The organism is Cohaesibacter marisflavi, from assembly GCF_963665895.2.
GTDB classification, from domain to species: Bacteria; Pseudomonadota; Alphaproteobacteria; order Rhizobiales; family Cohaesibacteraceae; genus Cohaesibacter; species Cohaesibacter marisflavi.
The window spans coordinates 4,619,265-4,633,381 of sequence record NZ_OY762534.1 but is presented as its reverse complement, the minus strand read 5'-3'; the positions used below and the strand labels follow the sequence as shown (position 1 = coordinate 4,633,381).

The 14,117-nt window shown below is 54.8% G+C and carries 16 protein-coding genes and 1 other RNA gene; 1 reads left to right on the top strand and 16 read right to left on the bottom strand.

Features of this window, described 5'->3' with window-relative positions:
• Positions 1–69: 69 nt before the first annotated feature.
• From tilS to ruvC, 11 genes are all read right to left on the bottom strand, one after another.
• On the bottom strand, positions 70–1,524 hold the full coding sequence (gene tilS, locus ACKPCT_RS21570; RefSeq protein ID WP_319567925.1) for a tRNA lysidine(34) synthetase TilS: 1,455 nt from the start codon (positions 1,522–1,524) through the stop codon (positions 70–72).
• Entirely contained in the window at positions 1,511–2,527 is a 1,017-nt protein-coding gene (gene ybgF / locus ACKPCT_RS21565) for a tol-pal system protein YbgF (RefSeq protein WP_319567924.1), read from the bottom strand. The genes tilS and ybgF overlap by 14 nt, the downstream gene beginning before the upstream one ends.
• Before the next feature lie 330 nt (positions 2,528–2,857).
• On the bottom strand, positions 2,858–3,337 hold the full coding sequence (gene pal / locus ACKPCT_RS21560; protein WP_090073286.1) for a peptidoglycan-associated lipoprotein Pal: 480 nt from the start codon (positions 3,335–3,337) through the stop codon (positions 2,858–2,860).
• Positions 3,338–3,708: 371 nt separating this feature from the next.
• Positions 3,709–4,965 carry a Tol-Pal system beta propeller repeat protein TolB gene (gene tolB, locus ACKPCT_RS21555; protein WP_244544708.1) on the bottom strand — a complete coding sequence of 419 codons (1,257 nt, stop codon included), beginning with the start codon at positions 4,963–4,965 and terminating at the stop codon, positions 3,709–3,711.
• A 207-nt stretch (positions 4,966–5,172) separates the two neighbouring features.
• Positions 5,173–6,033 (bottom strand): cell envelope biogenesis protein TolA, encoded by an 861-nt coding sequence (locus ACKPCT_RS21550; protein ID WP_319567923.1) that lies wholly within the window; start codon positions 6,031–6,033, stop codon positions 5,173–5,175.
• 95 nt (positions 6,034–6,128) lie between these two features.
• Positions 6,129–6,581: a protein TolR gene (gene tolR / locus ACKPCT_RS21545; protein ID WP_090073282.1), complete on the bottom strand. Its 453-nt coding sequence runs from the start codon at positions 6,579–6,581 to the stop codon at positions 6,129–6,131.
• 3 nt (positions 6,582–6,584) lie between these two features.
• Positions 6,585–7,295: a protein TolQ gene (tolQ, locus tag ACKPCT_RS21540; RefSeq protein WP_090073280.1), complete on the bottom strand. Its 711-nt coding sequence runs from the start codon at positions 7,293–7,295 to the stop codon at positions 6,585–6,587.
• A gap of 340 nt (positions 7,296–7,635) precedes the next feature.
• Complete coding sequence (gene ybgC, locus ACKPCT_RS21535) at positions 7,636–8,097, bottom strand: tol-pal system-associated acyl-CoA thioesterase (RefSeq protein WP_319567922.1); 462 nt, start codon at positions 8,095–8,097, stop codon at positions 7,636–7,638.
• Entirely contained in the window at positions 8,087–9,139 is a 1,053-nt protein-coding gene (ruvB, locus tag ACKPCT_RS21530; RefSeq protein ID WP_090073278.1) for a Holliday junction branch migration DNA helicase RuvB, read from the bottom strand. The genes ybgC and ruvB overlap by 11 nt, the downstream gene beginning before the upstream one ends.
• Complete coding sequence (gene ruvA / locus ACKPCT_RS21525; RefSeq protein ID WP_090073276.1) at positions 9,136–9,753, bottom strand: Holliday junction branch migration protein RuvA; 618 nt, start codon at positions 9,751–9,753, stop codon at positions 9,136–9,138. Before ruvA ends, ruvB begins: the two co-directional genes overlap by 4 nt.
• Before the next feature lie 22 nt (positions 9,754–9,775).
• On the bottom strand, positions 9,776–10,279 hold the full coding sequence (gene ruvC / locus ACKPCT_RS21520; RefSeq protein ID WP_090073274.1) for a crossover junction endodeoxyribonuclease RuvC: 504 nt from the start codon (positions 10,277–10,279) through the stop codon (positions 9,776–9,778).
• A 145-nt stretch (positions 10,280–10,424) separates the two neighbouring features.
• Here ruvC and ACKPCT_RS21515 point away from each other — a divergent pair, with 145 nt between their 5' ends.
• A complete protein-coding gene (locus ACKPCT_RS21515; protein ID WP_090073272.1) occupies positions 10,425–11,057 on the top strand; it encodes a LysE family translocator in 633 nt (210 codons plus the stop codon).
• Between the two features lie 91 nt (positions 11,058–11,148).
• On the opposite strand, the gene ACKPCT_RS21510 is transcribed toward ACKPCT_RS21515, so the two are convergent.
• The 5 genes from ACKPCT_RS21510 to ACKPCT_RS21490 form a co-directional block, all read right to left on the bottom strand.
• A complete protein-coding gene (locus ACKPCT_RS21510; RefSeq protein WP_090073270.1) occupies positions 11,149–11,898 on the bottom strand; it encodes a YebC/PmpR family DNA-binding transcriptional regulator in 750 nt (249 codons plus the stop codon).
• A gap of 120 nt (positions 11,899–12,018) precedes the next feature.
• Complete coding sequence (locus tag ACKPCT_RS21505; protein ID WP_090073268.1) at positions 12,019–12,852, bottom strand: TIGR00282 family metallophosphoesterase; 834 nt, start codon at positions 12,850–12,852, stop codon at positions 12,019–12,021.
• 36 nt (positions 12,853–12,888) lie between these two features.
• Positions 12,889–13,482 carry a 5-formyltetrahydrofolate cyclo-ligase gene (locus ACKPCT_RS21500; RefSeq protein WP_319567921.1) on the bottom strand — a complete coding sequence of 198 codons (594 nt, stop codon included), beginning with the start codon at positions 13,480–13,482 and terminating at the stop codon, positions 12,889–12,891.
• Between the two features lie 61 nt (positions 13,483–13,543).
• A non-coding RNA gene (gene ssrS, locus ACKPCT_RS21495) (6S RNA) lies at positions 13,544–13,704 on the bottom strand.
• 51 nt (positions 13,705–13,755) lie between these two features.
• Complete coding sequence (locus ACKPCT_RS21490) at positions 13,756–14,115, bottom strand: cell division protein ZapA (protein ID WP_090073264.1); 360 nt, start codon at positions 14,113–14,115, stop codon at positions 13,756–13,758.
• Positions 14,116–14,117 lie beyond the last annotated feature (2 nt).

Genomic DNA, 14,117 nt, shown 5'->3' with positions numbered 1-14,117 from the left:
ATTTAGGGTCTCGATGGGTCCTTGCCAAGGCAAGTGCCCCCCTTTTCTGCATTATTATAGTAATAAGATTTACTCTAACGTTTCATTTGCGTCGAAATTCGAATGTTTTTCCTCAAATTCAACGTGAAAATCCTCAACCACCTCAACTTTTGGCCAATCAACCACAAACTGGGGGCGTCCATCACACCAGACAGAGGGAAGCGCCTCAAGGATCCCCTTGGGACCAGATTCGCCGCTCCATCCTTGCTCAGGGAAAGAAAGCCCTTCCTTACTCAACAATGTTCGACCGTCCTCGCCCAATGGTCGCAGCAGAATATCCGATCGCTCTCCGCCCATGACATCGCCCGCAAAAGCGCCTGAAATCTTTACGCTATAGAGCCCCTGCCAGTTCACCTCACACGGGCCCTCAAGCGCAATTTCCTGCCGATTGCGCCCCGGTTCACGATAGACCCAGAGGCGCTTGGCCGAAACTTCAAAGCAACAGCCTGCCACAGTCCGCTTTATCCGCTTCTCAAAGAGCCCCTCCCCACCAAGAGCGGCATCAAGCGTCAACAGCTTTTCTTCCCTTGGCGGATAGGCCGAGGCGACCACATGAGCGATCATCATGCGCAGCAGACGAAGACGGATCTCCTCACTCTGTTCTTGCAGCGAGATAAGGGAAACCGACAGAGACCGTCCTGGCTCCGAGGCGATATGTCGCAGATAAAATCCATAGGCAATTTCATCCAGAGCCTGATCTGCCCGCTGCAATCGCCGGGCCGTTGCGGCCAAGCGGGCAGAATCGCATCCTTCTTGCGCAAAGACCGGAAGCAGGGAGCGCACACGCACGCGCATATAGTTCGGGCTCTGGTTGCTCGGATCCTCGAACCAGTCGATTGACCGCGCTTTAAGGCTTGCCTTCAACCGCGCCTTGGGAAACGCCATCAGGGGCCGCAGAAGAGTAACCGCTCCGCAGGCCTGTTGTGGCCGCATCGCCGCCAATCCCGTCACGCCACTGCCGCGAATGAGCCGCATTAACAGGGTTTCGGCTTGATCATCCTGATGATGTGCAATCACAATATGGGCGCATCCCAAACTATGGGCATGCTCTGACAAAAGCCGGTAGCGGGCTTCACGCGCCTCCCCCTGAAGATTGGAATGGGATTTCTCTTCATCCCAGACTAGTGTCGCATGGTCCATCCCACGCACCTGCGCAAGTTTGCCCACATAGGCGCATTCATCCGCAGCCTCTGGCCGCAAGCGATGATCCACACTGGCAATAAAAAGGGAAATAGGGAGCTTGTTGCGCTCGACCCACTCATGGCACAGCACCATCAGACTGACCGAATCCGCACCACCAGAAACCGCCAGCAAAAGCGGCAAGCGGGCCTGCGCCACGCCTTTGTTCGCAGCCTCGGATCGGGAGGAATGTGTCATCTTCAGAGCATCAAGCATAAAAGAAAAGGCCGCGTCCAATTCTGCATCGGACAGCGGCTGAGCTTTAGACGGATCGTCTTCAGCGGTCGTTACATTAGCATTTTGCACTTTGAATCTCTGCCCGCACGCGCTGACGGATGGCGGATGATGCATTGGGGAATTTCTGCAGCAATTCCTCATAGGTCGCGCAAGCCGCGTCACGTTCGTTGATCTGGCGCAGAGACATGCCCGTTCTCAGCAGCATGTCAGGGGCTTTCTGCGCGCTTGGATATTTGGAATAGGCATCCAGAAAGACCTGAATGGCGTCGCGATATTTGCCCTGCTGGAATTTGGCTTCGCCCAGCCAGTAATAACCATCAGGAAGGCGGCGATCCTGACTATAGGCCCCGACAAATTGCTGAAAGGCCCGCTCCGCAGCTACATAATCGCTCTGGAGCATATAGCCATAAGCTACATCATAATCCGAATTCGGGTCACCGGTCAGACCACCTGCAGAGCTGGCGCCAAAAGATCCGTTATTCGCAGGCTGACTGACCCCGCCGCCACCGCCCAGCATGGATGACAGATCAATCGGGGCAGACCCATTGCCACTCGGCGCTTGTCCGATCAGGTTTGAGCTGCCGAAATCATTATTCTGGGGAGCAGGATCTTGCGAAAGGCTGCCCAGACTTTGTGGTGGGCTGCCAAGCTGGTCAAATTGCTGCGGGGCCGGATTGCTTGGTTGTGGACGATTGTTTGAGGACCGGCGCGGACGCTTGCCGCCTTCCAGATCCTGAAAGCGGAATTCGGTATCTTCCTGAAAGCGCTGCAACTGCTCCTGCAACTGGCGCACACGGAAATTGAGTTCTTCGATCTGGCCGTTATACTGCCGCATCTGCTCTTCAAGACGATCCACCCGCACCGCAAGGCTGGCAGCCGACTGGGCAACCTGCATGCGCTTGGGCTGTGGTGCTATCGGCATGGGCGGCATCGGCACGCCATGTTCGACCACCTGAGTTTCAAGCGCCCCGATCCGGCTGGCCAATTCATCCTGAGAGGCTTGACTGGAGGCTAGAGCCGTTCCACTGCCACCAACGACCAACGCCACCATGGCTACCAAAAATCTATTCATGAAAATCCCCATTAAATCAATCGCGCAACCATGGCATGCCGTCAAGTATGGCCCAAGTCCAACAACAGGCCATAGCATATGCCCGACATACTGACATGGCCCTGACGATACCCCTATCAAAGCCCCTGACAATTGCCCGACATTGAAACCAACGCTTACAGCAAATGGTATCGTACATAGTTTGAACGCAAATATAGGAAAATGTGTGGCGCCATGCAACGAAACAAAAAGGACCGGTATAAACCGGCCCTTTTCATAAACTCTTCGTCGCTTTTTGCTCCGGCATCCTCTAGGCGCGCCCTTCAGCATACCGAACGACGCCTTGTGGGATCAGTTTGCCAGCGCCGTAACGGCACGACGGTTCTGAGACCAGCAGGAAATGTCGTTGCAGACCGCAACAGGACGTTCCTTGCCATAGGATTTGGTCGTCAGGCGGCCAGACTGAATGCCTTTGGAGACGAGATAGTTGCGCACCGAGTTGGCACGGCGTGCGCCCAGAGCGATGTTATATTCGCGGGTGCCTCGTTCATCGGCATGCCCTTCAATCGCGATGCGATAGTTGGGATATTGCTGCAGCCATGTGGCCTGTTTGTCCAGAGTGGCCTGAGCCGAATAGTTCAGATCGGAACTATCGGTTTCAAAGAAAACGCGGTCGCCAACATTGACCACGAAATCCTGTGCCGTACCCGGAGTTGCCGAGTTCAGGCCAGCACCACTCAATTTATCAGGCGTCGAAGAACAGGCTGCCAACGCAGTCAGCAGAGCGACGCCGAATACAACACGAATGGAAGATTTTGCACGATTTGACATCTGATTGTCCTTCGAAAGTTTATTGAGATCAGGATTTGTCGATCGGAATAATAGAAAATTTAGGTTAACCGCCCGTTCGCAAACATGGTTACCAAACCATTAAAAACCGCTTTTCGGGTTTATCTTGTGAGGGCCATGCCTCTGTCCTTCTGTTTGAATCAAAAGATGGCCACACTGAGGCGCAGCCCCCTTTACGCCCCTAAAAGTGAGGCAAACCCGGCATCCACACCAATTCACCGCCAGATTCGACGGCCCCATCGTGCCATATTCTGACGTCCACTCAGAAGGGTACAAACAAAAATCCCCGGGCTGATAACACAATCAACCCGGAGACTAGAACAGGATAGCTTTCTAAATTGATCCCAACCGGATCAATCGATCAGAGGCGACCAAGCCGGGTCCGACGCAAAGGCCGGAGTCGGGACCATATATTTGTTGCGGCCGGTGAGATCGATGGAATAGAGCTTCGGCCCACCATTGGGTCCCTGACTTTCAGAGAAGAACATCAGCACACGCCCATTGGGAGCCCAAGTTGGCCCCTCATTGTGGAAACCGCTGACAAGAATGCGCTCACGAGATCCATCCGTCTTCATAACCCCAATCTGAAACTCGCCCTTATAGCGCTTGGTAAAGGCAATAAGATCGCCCCTTGGTGACCAGACCGGTGTTGAATAGCTGCCTTCGCCAAAGCTGATGCGCTGCACATTGGAGCCATCGACGCCCATGACATAAATCTGCTGCCTGCCGCCACGGTCACTTTCAAAAGTGATCTGGCGACCATCGGGCGAAAAGCTCGGGCTGGTATCAATGGAGGCCGAATTGGTCAGGCGGGTGATCTTGCCGTTGCGCAGATCCATACGGTAGATGTTGGCGTCGCCACCCTGCTGTAGGCTGAGCGCAATGCTCTGGCCATCAGGCGAGAAACGGGAAGAGAAGCTCATGCCCGGGAATTGCCCAACAACCGACCGGCGACCGGATTCAATGTTAAGCAGATAGGCGCGCGGCTCCCCATCTTCCAGAGCCATATAGGTGACTTCCTGCTTGGTCGGCGAGAAGCGTGGGGTCAACACCAGATTACGACCATCCGTCAGATAGCGCACATTGGCACCGTCCTGATCCATAATGGCCAACCGCTTGACGCGTCCATCCTTCGGCCCGCTTTCATCGACAAAGACGATACGGGTATCAAAATAGCCCTTTTCACCGGTCAGGCGCTCATAAATGGCATCCGAGATGATGTGCGCGACACGGCGCCAGTTTTCCGGCGTGGTGAAAAATTGCTGGCCGGTCATCTGTTTGCCCGCATAAACGTCCCAGAGACGGAACTCGGCCTTGAGGCGTCCATCGGCTTCGCGGGTCACGGTACCCGTCACCAGAGCCTGGGCATTGATGACGGTCCAGTTTGGAAAAGACGGCACCGTAGAAGATGACAGGTCCTTCTGCAGGAAGGAGTTCCGATTGATCGGCGCAAAAAGGCCCGAGCGCTGCAAATCCGCCTCGATCACCTTGGAAATCTCCACACCCTGTCCCACGCCGCTGAAATCGGTAATGGCAATCGGCATTGGCTGGATATTACCGCGCGTGATGTCAATTTCGATCAGGGCATAGCTGGGGCGAACCATGGCCATGCTGGACAGAATGGCAAAGGCCACAAGAGGCAGCAAGACGGCTTTCATGGTCACAAAGGCATTGAGGAGCCGGATGGGCATTGCATGTCGAAGCTGTTTCATCACAATTATTGTCCTGTCCTATCCAGACCGCGAGCGGCCCGCTTGATGAATGAACATCCTGATAATCTATACCGAAGAGCCCTGTGGGCTCCTCATACATTGGGTCTAGAACATGTCACTTGGATCAAAATTGATCCGGACACGGCGCCACGCTTCATATTTATCAGCTGGCAGCGAATATGGCGCACAGCGGCGCACCGCACGCATGGCGCTTTCAACGGCAGCAACACCGAACTGGTTGGCCGGATACTGGATCGGCTGAGGCCCAAAATTCACATTGCCCTGCCGGTCGAGTCCGAACTCGATCTTTACAGCCAATTGTGACGCATCCGCGGCACCAACCGGTGGCGACCAACAACGGGAGATCTGCGCCCGCAAGGCATCCAGCTCGCTCTGCGTCATCGCGGCCGCTTCGGAGCCGTTCCTGGAGCCGAAGGACGCGGATTGATCCTCGGCCCCACTCTGAGTGGGAGCGCCCGTCTCGGCCTCATTGGCAAGGGCCTTCAATGCATTGACATCAAACGAACGCTTGGGCTCTTCCTGACGGGCAGGTTGGCGCGGAATGCGAGGCTTGATCTTGGGCAAGGCTGCAATCGGTTTTGGCGCCACTTCCGCCGGCTTTTCAGGTTCCGGCTCGGGCGTAGGTTCTGGCTCAGGAGCCACCTCGGGTTCTGGCTGTGGTGTCGGCTCTGGCTCCGGTTCAGGGGCTGGCTCGGGTTCCGGCGTCGGAACCGGATCGGGCTCAACGACGGGAGGTTGCGGTTCGGCCTGCTCCTGCGGTGCAGCCTCTTTCGGTTTGGGTGCAACCTTGGGCGCGGGCTCTGGAATTTCCTCTATCGGTTCAGGCGTTTTCTTTGTGGCTTCCTTGACCTCTTCCTGCACCTCTGCTGTGGCCTCTCCCTTGACCACATCGGTCACATCGGAGACAGACACCAGCTCAATCGGCAGGATTTCAAGATCGCTCACGTCATTAGCGCTCGGTGACGGAAGACTAATCAAAGCCCAGCCCATCAGCGCTGCATGACCAACACTTGAAACAATAAGACCGACATTCTTCAAGGTTATTGAAGCTCCTCGGTGCTAACCAGCCCGATTTTCTTGAAACCGGCGCGGTTCATCGCGCCCATCACCTTCATGATGGAGCCATAGTCCACATCCTTGTCACCACGCACAAAGATCCGTTCTTCATAGCCATTCTCAGCAACGCCGAGCAGGGTATCGACCAGAGCATCAAACTCCACCTGCTGATCCTGCAGATAGATGCTGCCATCCTTGCGAATGGAGAGCGTCAGCGGTTCGGTCTGGCTGGAAAGCGGCTTGGCCGTGCTTTCTGGCAAATCGAGAGGAACACCCACCGTCATCATCGGTGCCGACACCATGAAGATGATGAGCAGCACAAGCATGACATCGACCATTGGCGTCACGTTGATTTCGGCAACAGGCCTGTGGCGCATTGCACGGCGCGCACCGCGCCTGCGTGACGTTCCCGGAGATCCCATCGAGCCCATACCCATAGATTAACCCCTTTCGTCCATCAGACGCGACAGAATCGCGGAGAACTCGTCGGCAAAACCTTCAAGGCGCATGGCATGCTGGGAGGCGATGGACGCCAGTTTGTTATAGGCTATAACCGCAGGAATAGCGGCAACCAGCCCGATTGCCGTCGCAAACAGGGCTTCTGCAATACCGGGCGCAACCACAGCAAGGGACGTATTCTTAGATGCAGCGATACCCTGAAACGCGCTCATGATGCCCCAAACCGTACCAAACAGGCCAACAAAGGGCGCAGCCGAGCCAACGGTTGCCAGAAACAGCAAGCGTTTTTCCAGTCGATCCACCTCGCGAGACAAGGTCACATCAAGCACCTTCTCAAGGCGCGCGGGCAAACCGGCAACAGAACGGGCCTGTCCCTCGAAACTGCGTTTCCATTCGCGCATCGCGGCAACGAACAGCGCCGCCATGGCGTGATTGGGACGCCCCGAGAGCGTCTGATAAAGATCTTCAAGAGATTGCCCGGACCAGAAGACCTTTTCAAACCGGTCCATCTGACGCTTGGTACGCGTGTAAAGCAAACTCTTGTCGATGATGATCGCCCAAGACCAGACCGACGCAGCCATCAAACCAATCATCACGAGCTTGACCACAATATGAGCCTGCATGAACAGGGTCATCAGCGATACATCGGCAGTGGCATTGGCAAGGGCTGTTTGCACAACCTCATTGGGCATGAAACTTAGTCCTTTCTAGCGCATGCCCTCATCTCGCCCCATCTGGCAAGAAAAGGGCCAGGAGTGAAACCATGCATAAAAACCGGGATTGCGGAGATATTCGGCAAATCAGCTTGCCACAATCCATACCGCAACCATTCTCAAACAGGCACAAACAACCGGCCCCGGTTTGACCTTCCAGCGACAGCATTTGTCATCAGAATTTGTCAAAACTAGGGTCGGCGCGTGCACACAACCATATCGAACGCACCCTTTGACAAGGCACGATTATGGTTAATGAAAGTTTAAGTAAAGTGAACAGAACCGAAAGGAAAGGCTCTGATGCGGAGAAATTCAACCCTCAGGGGATCAAAATTTTTCTCATCTTTTCAGGCAAACGACGGGGTTTTCCCTCACGAGTAATGGCAACAACGGTCACTTGTGCAGTAAACAACACCTCTTCGCCACGCAAGATCTGCTGATCGAGGATCATGCGCGCCCCCTTGATGGTGTTGATGCGCGTTTCGACCTTCAGAATATCATCAATATGGGCAGACCGCAGATAGTTGATATCCATATGTCGCACGGCCAAAGCCAGCCTCTCGCCATTCTCGCCACTATCAAGTGCGCTATGCTGCACCCCCAGCAGGCGGATATAGTCAGAGCGCCCGCGTTCAATGAAACGCAGGTAGGAAGCATGATAGACAATACCGGAAAAGTCTGTGTCTTCGTAATAAATCCGGATCATCTGCTGATGTCCGTAGTCAGTCAATCGACCGGCAAGATCTGGCCAGTCGCCTTCATTGCGATGCTCAGGCATCATCAATTCCTTCAGCAAACAGACCCATTTGTGGAGGAGTGTCTTTCTGAGGCACAGCCAACCCAAGATGGGCAAAAGCCTTGGGCGCCAACAGGCGTCCGCGCGGCGTGCGCTGGATGAAACCCTGCTGGATCAAATAAGGCTCTATTATCTCTTCAATAGCGTCCCGAGGTTCCGAGAGCGCCGCGGCTATGGTCTCTACACCAACCGGACCGCCGCCAAAGGAGGTGGCGATCAAGGTCAGGTACCGTCTGTCTAGGGCGTCGAGCCCCTCATTGTCAACTTCGAGCATCTGCAGGGCGCGGTCAGCCAATTCACGACTGATTTCACCACCGGCCTGAACGATGGCGACATCTCGCACGCGCCGCAGAAGTCTGCCAGCAATACGGGGGGTGCCGCGCGAACGGCGGGCAATTTCAGTTGCTCCGTCCCGGGTGATGGATACCCCCATCAAACGGGCCCCACGTGTGACAATATACTCCAGTTCTTCCACAGTATAAAAATTGAGCCGCACCGGAATCCCGAAGCGATCCCGCAAAGGTGTGGTCAAAAGCCCCAGCCGCGTTGTCGCCGCAACAAGGGTGAATTTGGCAAGATCGATCTTCACCGAGCGCGCCGCCGGCCCCTCTCCAATGATCAGATCGAGCTGAAAGTCTTCCATTGCCGGATAGAGAATTTCTTCCACCGCAGGATTGAGCCTGTGGATTTCATCGATAAAGAGAACATCATTCTCTTCCAGATTGGTCAGCAGAGCAGCCAGATCCCCCGCCTTGGCGATAACCGGACCGGACGTGGATTTGAAATTCACGCCCAGCTCGTGGGAAACAATCTGCGCCAGCGTCGTCTTGCCCAGCCCCGGAGGGCCAACAAACAGAACATGGTCAAGCGCTTCCTTGCGCGTGCGGGCCGCCTCAATGAAAATGGAGAGATTGGCGCGGGCCTGTGCCTGCCCGACAAAATCATCCAGCATCTGCGGCCGCAAGGCCCGATCCGTTTCTTCCTCGCGTGTGCCCGCAGCAACGAGGCGCTCTTCCTCTTCGATCATTGGCTAAGCTCCTTGAGCGCATGACGAATGAGAGCGGCGGTCCCCAGCCCCTCCCCTTCCCGCTTGATGATGGTGGCGACCGCTGCACCTGCTTGAACCTGAGAATACCCCAGATTGGAGAGCGCCGAAACCGCCTCCGCCATGGCTTTGGGCGCGCCAACGGCATCGATCTCGGCCTGTAGATTGGCAACGGCCCCATCGGTTGCAGCAAGGCTTGGTGTCTTGTCCTTCAATTCCGAAACAATCCGCTGGGCCACCTTGGGGCCAACACCTGGAGAGCGAGCAACCATGGTTTTGTCCTGCAGCGCAATGGCCGAGGTCAGTTCGGAAATCTTGAGGGTCGAGAGAATAGCCAAAGCCACCTTCTGCCCCACCCCCTGCACAGTTGTTAAAAGCCGGAACCAGTCCCTCTCAAGCGCTGTTGCAAAGCCGAAAAGCTTGATCTGGTCTTCCCGCACATGGGTTTCGATCAGAACCGTCGCCGCCTCCCCGACCGATGGCAAGGATTGCAAGGTCTGGTTCGAGCAATAAACCTCATAGCCAACGCCACCGACATCAATGATGACATAGCTATCAGCATATTCATCGATCAATCCCTTGAGCTTGCCAATCATCGGGCACTGTCCTCATTCTCAACTAAGCAATCTTATAGGTCTTCTGCCCGCGCTGATGCGCATGGCAAATGGCGATGGCAAGCGCATCAGCCGCATCCTCGCTATCGAAATAGGCCTTTGGCAGCAGCATCTTGACCATGGTCTGCACTTGCTTCTTGTCAGCATGCCCCACCCCGACAACGGTTTTCTTGACCGCGTTGGGGGCATATTCAGACACAGGCAGCCCGAGCTGCGCCGGAGCCAGCAGCGAAATGGCCCTTGCATGCCCCAGCTTCAATGTTGCCGTGGCGTCCTTGTTCACAAAGGTTTGCTCAACGGCCACTTCCTGAGGCTCATATTTCTGCAACACGCTCATGACCCCGTTGTGCAATTGAAGCAGGCGGGTTGCAAGGTCGCTCTTGCCCTCGGACGTAATCAGCCCCGAGCCAACAAAGATCAGCCGGTTGTTGATCACGTCAATGGCGCCCCATCCGGTTTTACGCAATCCGGGGTCGAAGCCAACGATTCTGGTAGGATGCTCTCTCATGCTTCATGCATAGCCGAAGAATATGAACAATACCAGAACAAACTAAGGGTTCAAACAGGATTTGACATTTTCTCAAGCCATGAGACTATAGCTTTTTTTCTTACCCTTGATGCCATTTTAAGGCGATGCCGGAGAAGCTCTCAGAATGACCGATATAAACCTTCCTCTGATTTTAGGCGCAGCTCTGATCGCCATGGCCAGCCCCGGCCCGGCAACCCTCGCCATAGCGGGCAACTCCATGACAAATGGGCGCAAGCATGGGCTTGTTCTTGCGTCAGGCATTACGAGCGGCTCTCTGATCTGGTCAACGGCCGCAGCCCTTGGCATGGGAACCGTGATGCTTGCCAACAGCTGGCTTTTCGAAACTCTGAAATATGCCGGCGCTGCTTATCTTTTCTATCTGGCAGGCAAATCTGCACGCTCAGCCATACGCCCCTCTGCTGCAGAGCCGCTGTCAGCAGAAAAGCAACCGCTCGGCCTTGGCCGCACCTATCTCAAGGGTCTTGCAATACACCTGACCAACCCGAAGGCGATCTTCTTCTTGGGCTCAATATATGCACTGGGCCTTCCCAGTGACGCGCGTCCCATGGATCTGGCCACAGTTGTCCTGGCGCTCGGCTGCCAAAGTGCCCTAATCTGCCACCTTTATGCGCTGATCTTTGCCAGCAAGCCCATCGTTGCAGGCTACAGAAAATCACGGCGCGCTCTTGATGGACTATTTGCCATGCTGTTTGGCGCAGCCAGCATCAAGATTCTGACGACTTCCATCAGTCAATAACGCGTTGGCACCACCATTTGAGCGAACAAAAACCCCGCAGCGGCAATCCACTGCAGGGTCAAAATCTGTTTTGCATCCAGAATAGAAAGCGTCAACCTTCCAGAGATGCAGCCACTTCATCGCTCATGGTGAAGTTTGAATAGACATTCTGTACGTCGTCATCATCTTCCAGAACGTTGATCAGCTTCATGATCTTTTCGGCTTTTTCAGCGTCAACATCGATCTCGTTCTGTGGTTTCCAGATCGCTTTTTGGGATTCAGCTTCCTTGCCGAATGCCTCTTCCAAAGCCTTGCCCACATCATTCATATCTTCAAACGTGGTGTAGATCGTGTGGCCCTCTTCGTCGCTGACCACGTCATCAGCGCCAGCTTCGATGGCAGCTTCCAGTACGGTATCCGCATCGCCGACTTCTGCCGGATAATAAATTTCACCGACACGATCAAACATGAAGGCAACCGAGCCGGTTTCTCCCAAAGACCCGCCGCTCTTGGTAAAGGCTGCGCGCACGTTGGATGCGGTGCGGTTGCGGTTATCGGTCAGGGCCTCAACAACAACTGCAGTGCCTGCAGGGCCATAGCCTTCATACCGGACTTCATCGAAGTTGCCTTCATCACCGGCTTCGGCCTTCTTGATGGCGCGGTCGATATTGTCCTTGGGCATGGACTGGCCACGCGCGTTCTGAATAGCCAGACGCAAACGAGCGTTCGAATCCGGATCGCCGCCACCCATTTTCGCGGCAACGGTAATTTCCTTGGAAAGTTTGGAGAACAGCTTGGACCGCTTGGCATCCTGTGCGCCCTTGCGATACATGATGTTCTTGAATTTTGAATGGCCTGCCATATCCTACATTCCGTATAATCTTTGGTCGTCGCGCGTCCTACGCAGTATTTGCTGCCGGTCATGCCACACTATGGCGGCAAAGATCAAGTGACCTTGGCGCACGAGACTGGTTAGTTTGGTTCAATTCCCGCTCTTTTCCCAGAAACTCGGGATATGGCGGGACAATTGGCCACCGATCCGCACAGGTTCGGCTGCCAGCGCCAGTCCGGTGCGATCATCTGTATCAACTGCAAAACCACAAAGGGTTGCCGCCCCAAGAGCTGGCGTGTAGCGCGAAGAAGAAACCTTGCGCAGAAAACGCTGAATGGGCTCTTCCTTGTCCATGCCGAGCACGGAATCATAATCACCGCACATGCCAGCATCGGTCAGATAGGCCGTGCCAGTTGGCAAAATCCGATGATCAGAGGTTGGGGTATGGGTATGGGTGCCCACCACCATACTGACGCGGCCATCGCAAAAATAGCCCATAGCCTGTTTCTCGGACGTCGCTTCAGCATGAAAATCAAGGATGATCGCGTCAGCAAATTCGCCCATAGGGCAATCGGCAAGCGCCTTGTCCACTGCATGAAACGGGCAATCGAGCGCATCCATATAGACCCGGCCCATGGCATTCATGACCAGCACAGAAGCGCCATTGCGGGCATGGTAGAGATTGGCGCCCTTGCCCGGAACGCCTTTGGGAAAGTTGATCGGACGCAGAAAGGCCGGCTGGCGCTCGCAATAGACCATGGCATCGCGCTGGTCCCAGACATGGTTGCCTGTGGTGATGACATCAGCGCCCGCATCAACCAGATTTTGCACAATTGTTTCGGTGATGCCGAAGCCACCTGCTGCATTCTCGCCGTTGATCACGACGAAATCGAGACCATATTGCTCGATCAGCCCCGGAAGTTTTTCTTCAACAATAGCCCGCCCGGACCGTCCAACAATGTCTCCAATAAACAGCAGTCGCATGAATTCCCGCTCAATCTAACCGGCTCTGTCTCTCAATCAGGCCGGAACAACAATTTCTTTTTCAGTCAAAATAGCATCTAGCGGAAGGTCATACTCTCCAACGGGTATCTTGTCCAGTTGCTGCAAGGCAAAAGCCAGCCCCACCAGATAAGGTCGGGAATTCTGGATGATGCGTTCGGAAATATAGCGATCATAATGACCCGCACCATATCCCAAGCGGTTGCATTGGGCATCAAAGGCCAAGAGGGGCATCAGGAGACAGTCCGGAAAAACCTCCGGCGCATCAACCTTTGGCCCAACTGTGCCGTAGCCTGCATCAACCAGTTCCGCCCCATCATCCCAGCGCCGGAAGATCATGCCCGTCGCCCCGACAGTCACTGGTAGTGCAAGCTTTAATCCTTTGTCACGCAAGGGCTGCTGGAGCAAAGAGACATCGACCTCTGACTGAACCGGCCAGAACAGGCCGACACAGCCATTATCAGGCACCTTACCCCAATCCAGATAATTGATGAGATTGTTACAGATCTGCTTGCTTGCGACAGCATGCTGTTCGGCGGGAATAGCATTTCTGAATGCGCGCATCTGGCGCCTTGCTTCCCGCTTGCGGTCTCTTGTTGCTACGTCGTCCATCGGTCGATTACCAACTTATTGTAAAAGAGCGGCAAGTCCAAAAAAGGACCGCCGCTCCAAAACTGAAGCCGCAACGACCGTCGACGCTTTCATGATCCTGGGACACCTGAATTACAGGTGGGTGCCAGTTGAAACGGACCACGGTCCAGATCAGCGCCAGCTCCCGTTCGGATCTTTAAGGCCCCGAGGAAAAGTTGCATCTAACGCGAAGTGCAGCAAGCTTTCCATATATAGAGGAATTGCTATCGAATTTCCAGTGCGATTGTTATCTCATTAGCTTTCAAGCAGAACTTTCGACAATTTCTCCAACTGTTCGGACGCCTTGTCGATTCTTTCCGCCAGAGCTTCCTGATCCCCTTCGGATTTTTCCATCACCGCTGAGCGTGCATCCCGCAAGGCCGAAATCTCTTCATTGAGGGCCTTGACCTTGCCATCCGCTTCAGCAAGCAAGTCCATCGCCATAATTCCGGCCATAACAGTCAGGCGTTGATCACCAATTTCACCAAAGCTTTCCTTCAACTGCTCGATCATGGCGTCAAAACGCCGCGACAATGCCAGCAGGTGCTCTTCCTGCCCATCTTCACAGGCCATCCGGTAGGCACGCCCGTTAATGCTGACACTGACTTGAACCATCT

What these genes read in the sequence shown, in the direction of transcription:
- ybgC (WP_319567922.1), bottom strand. Translation starts at nt 8,097, where the DNA reads ATGATGCCTGAGCATCGCAATGAAGGCGACTGGCCAGATCTTGCCGGT.
- ACKPCT_RS21505 (WP_090073268.1), bottom strand. Translation starts at nt 12,852, where the DNA reads ATGCGACTGCTGTTTATTGGAGACATTGTTGGACGGTCCGGGCGGGCT.
- pal (WP_090073286.1), bottom strand. Translation starts at nt 3,337, where the DNA reads ATGTCAAATCGTGCAAAATCTTCCATTCGTGTTGTATTCGGCGTCGCT.
- ACKPCT_RS21500 (WP_319567921.1), bottom strand. Translation starts at nt 13,482, where the DNA reads ATGGACGACGTAGCAACAAGAGACCGCAAGCGGGAAGCAAGGCGCCAG.
- ybgF (WP_319567924.1), bottom strand. Translation starts at nt 2,527, where the DNA reads ATGAATAGATTTTTGGTAGCCATGGTGGCGTTGGTCGTTGGTGGCAGT.
- tolQ (WP_090073280.1), bottom strand. Translation starts at nt 7,295, where the DNA reads ATGCCCAATGAGGTTGTGCAAACAGCCCTTGCCAATGCCACTGCCGAT.
- ACKPCT_RS21490 (WP_090073264.1), bottom strand. Translation starts at nt 14,115, where the DNA reads ATGGTTCAAGTCAGTGTCAGCATTAACGGGCGTGCCTACCGGATGGCC.
- ruvA (WP_090073276.1), bottom strand. Translation starts at nt 9,753, where the DNA reads ATGATTGGCAAGCTCAAGGGATTGATCGATGAATATGCTGATAGCTAT.
- ruvB (WP_090073278.1), bottom strand. Translation starts at nt 9,139, where the DNA reads ATGATCGAAGAGGAAGAGCGCCTCGTTGCTGCGGGCACACGCGAGGAA.
- ACKPCT_RS21515 (WP_090073272.1), top strand. Translation starts at nt 10,425, where the DNA reads ATGACCGATATAAACCTTCCTCTGATTTTAGGCGCAGCTCTGATCGCC.
- tolB (WP_244544708.1), bottom strand. Translation starts at nt 4,965, where the DNA reads ATGGCCATGGTTCGCCCCAGCTATGCCCTGATCGAAATTGACATCACG.
- ruvC (WP_090073274.1), bottom strand. Translation starts at nt 10,279, where the DNA reads ATGAGAGAGCATCCTACCAGAATCGTTGGCTTCGACCCCGGATTGCGT.
- ACKPCT_RS21510 (WP_090073270.1), bottom strand. Translation starts at nt 11,898, where the DNA reads ATGGCAGGCCATTCAAAATTCAAGAACATCATGTATCGCAAGGGCGCA.
- tolR (WP_090073282.1), bottom strand. Translation starts at nt 6,581, where the DNA reads ATGGGTATGGGCTCGATGGGATCTCCGGGAACGTCACGCAGGCGCGGT.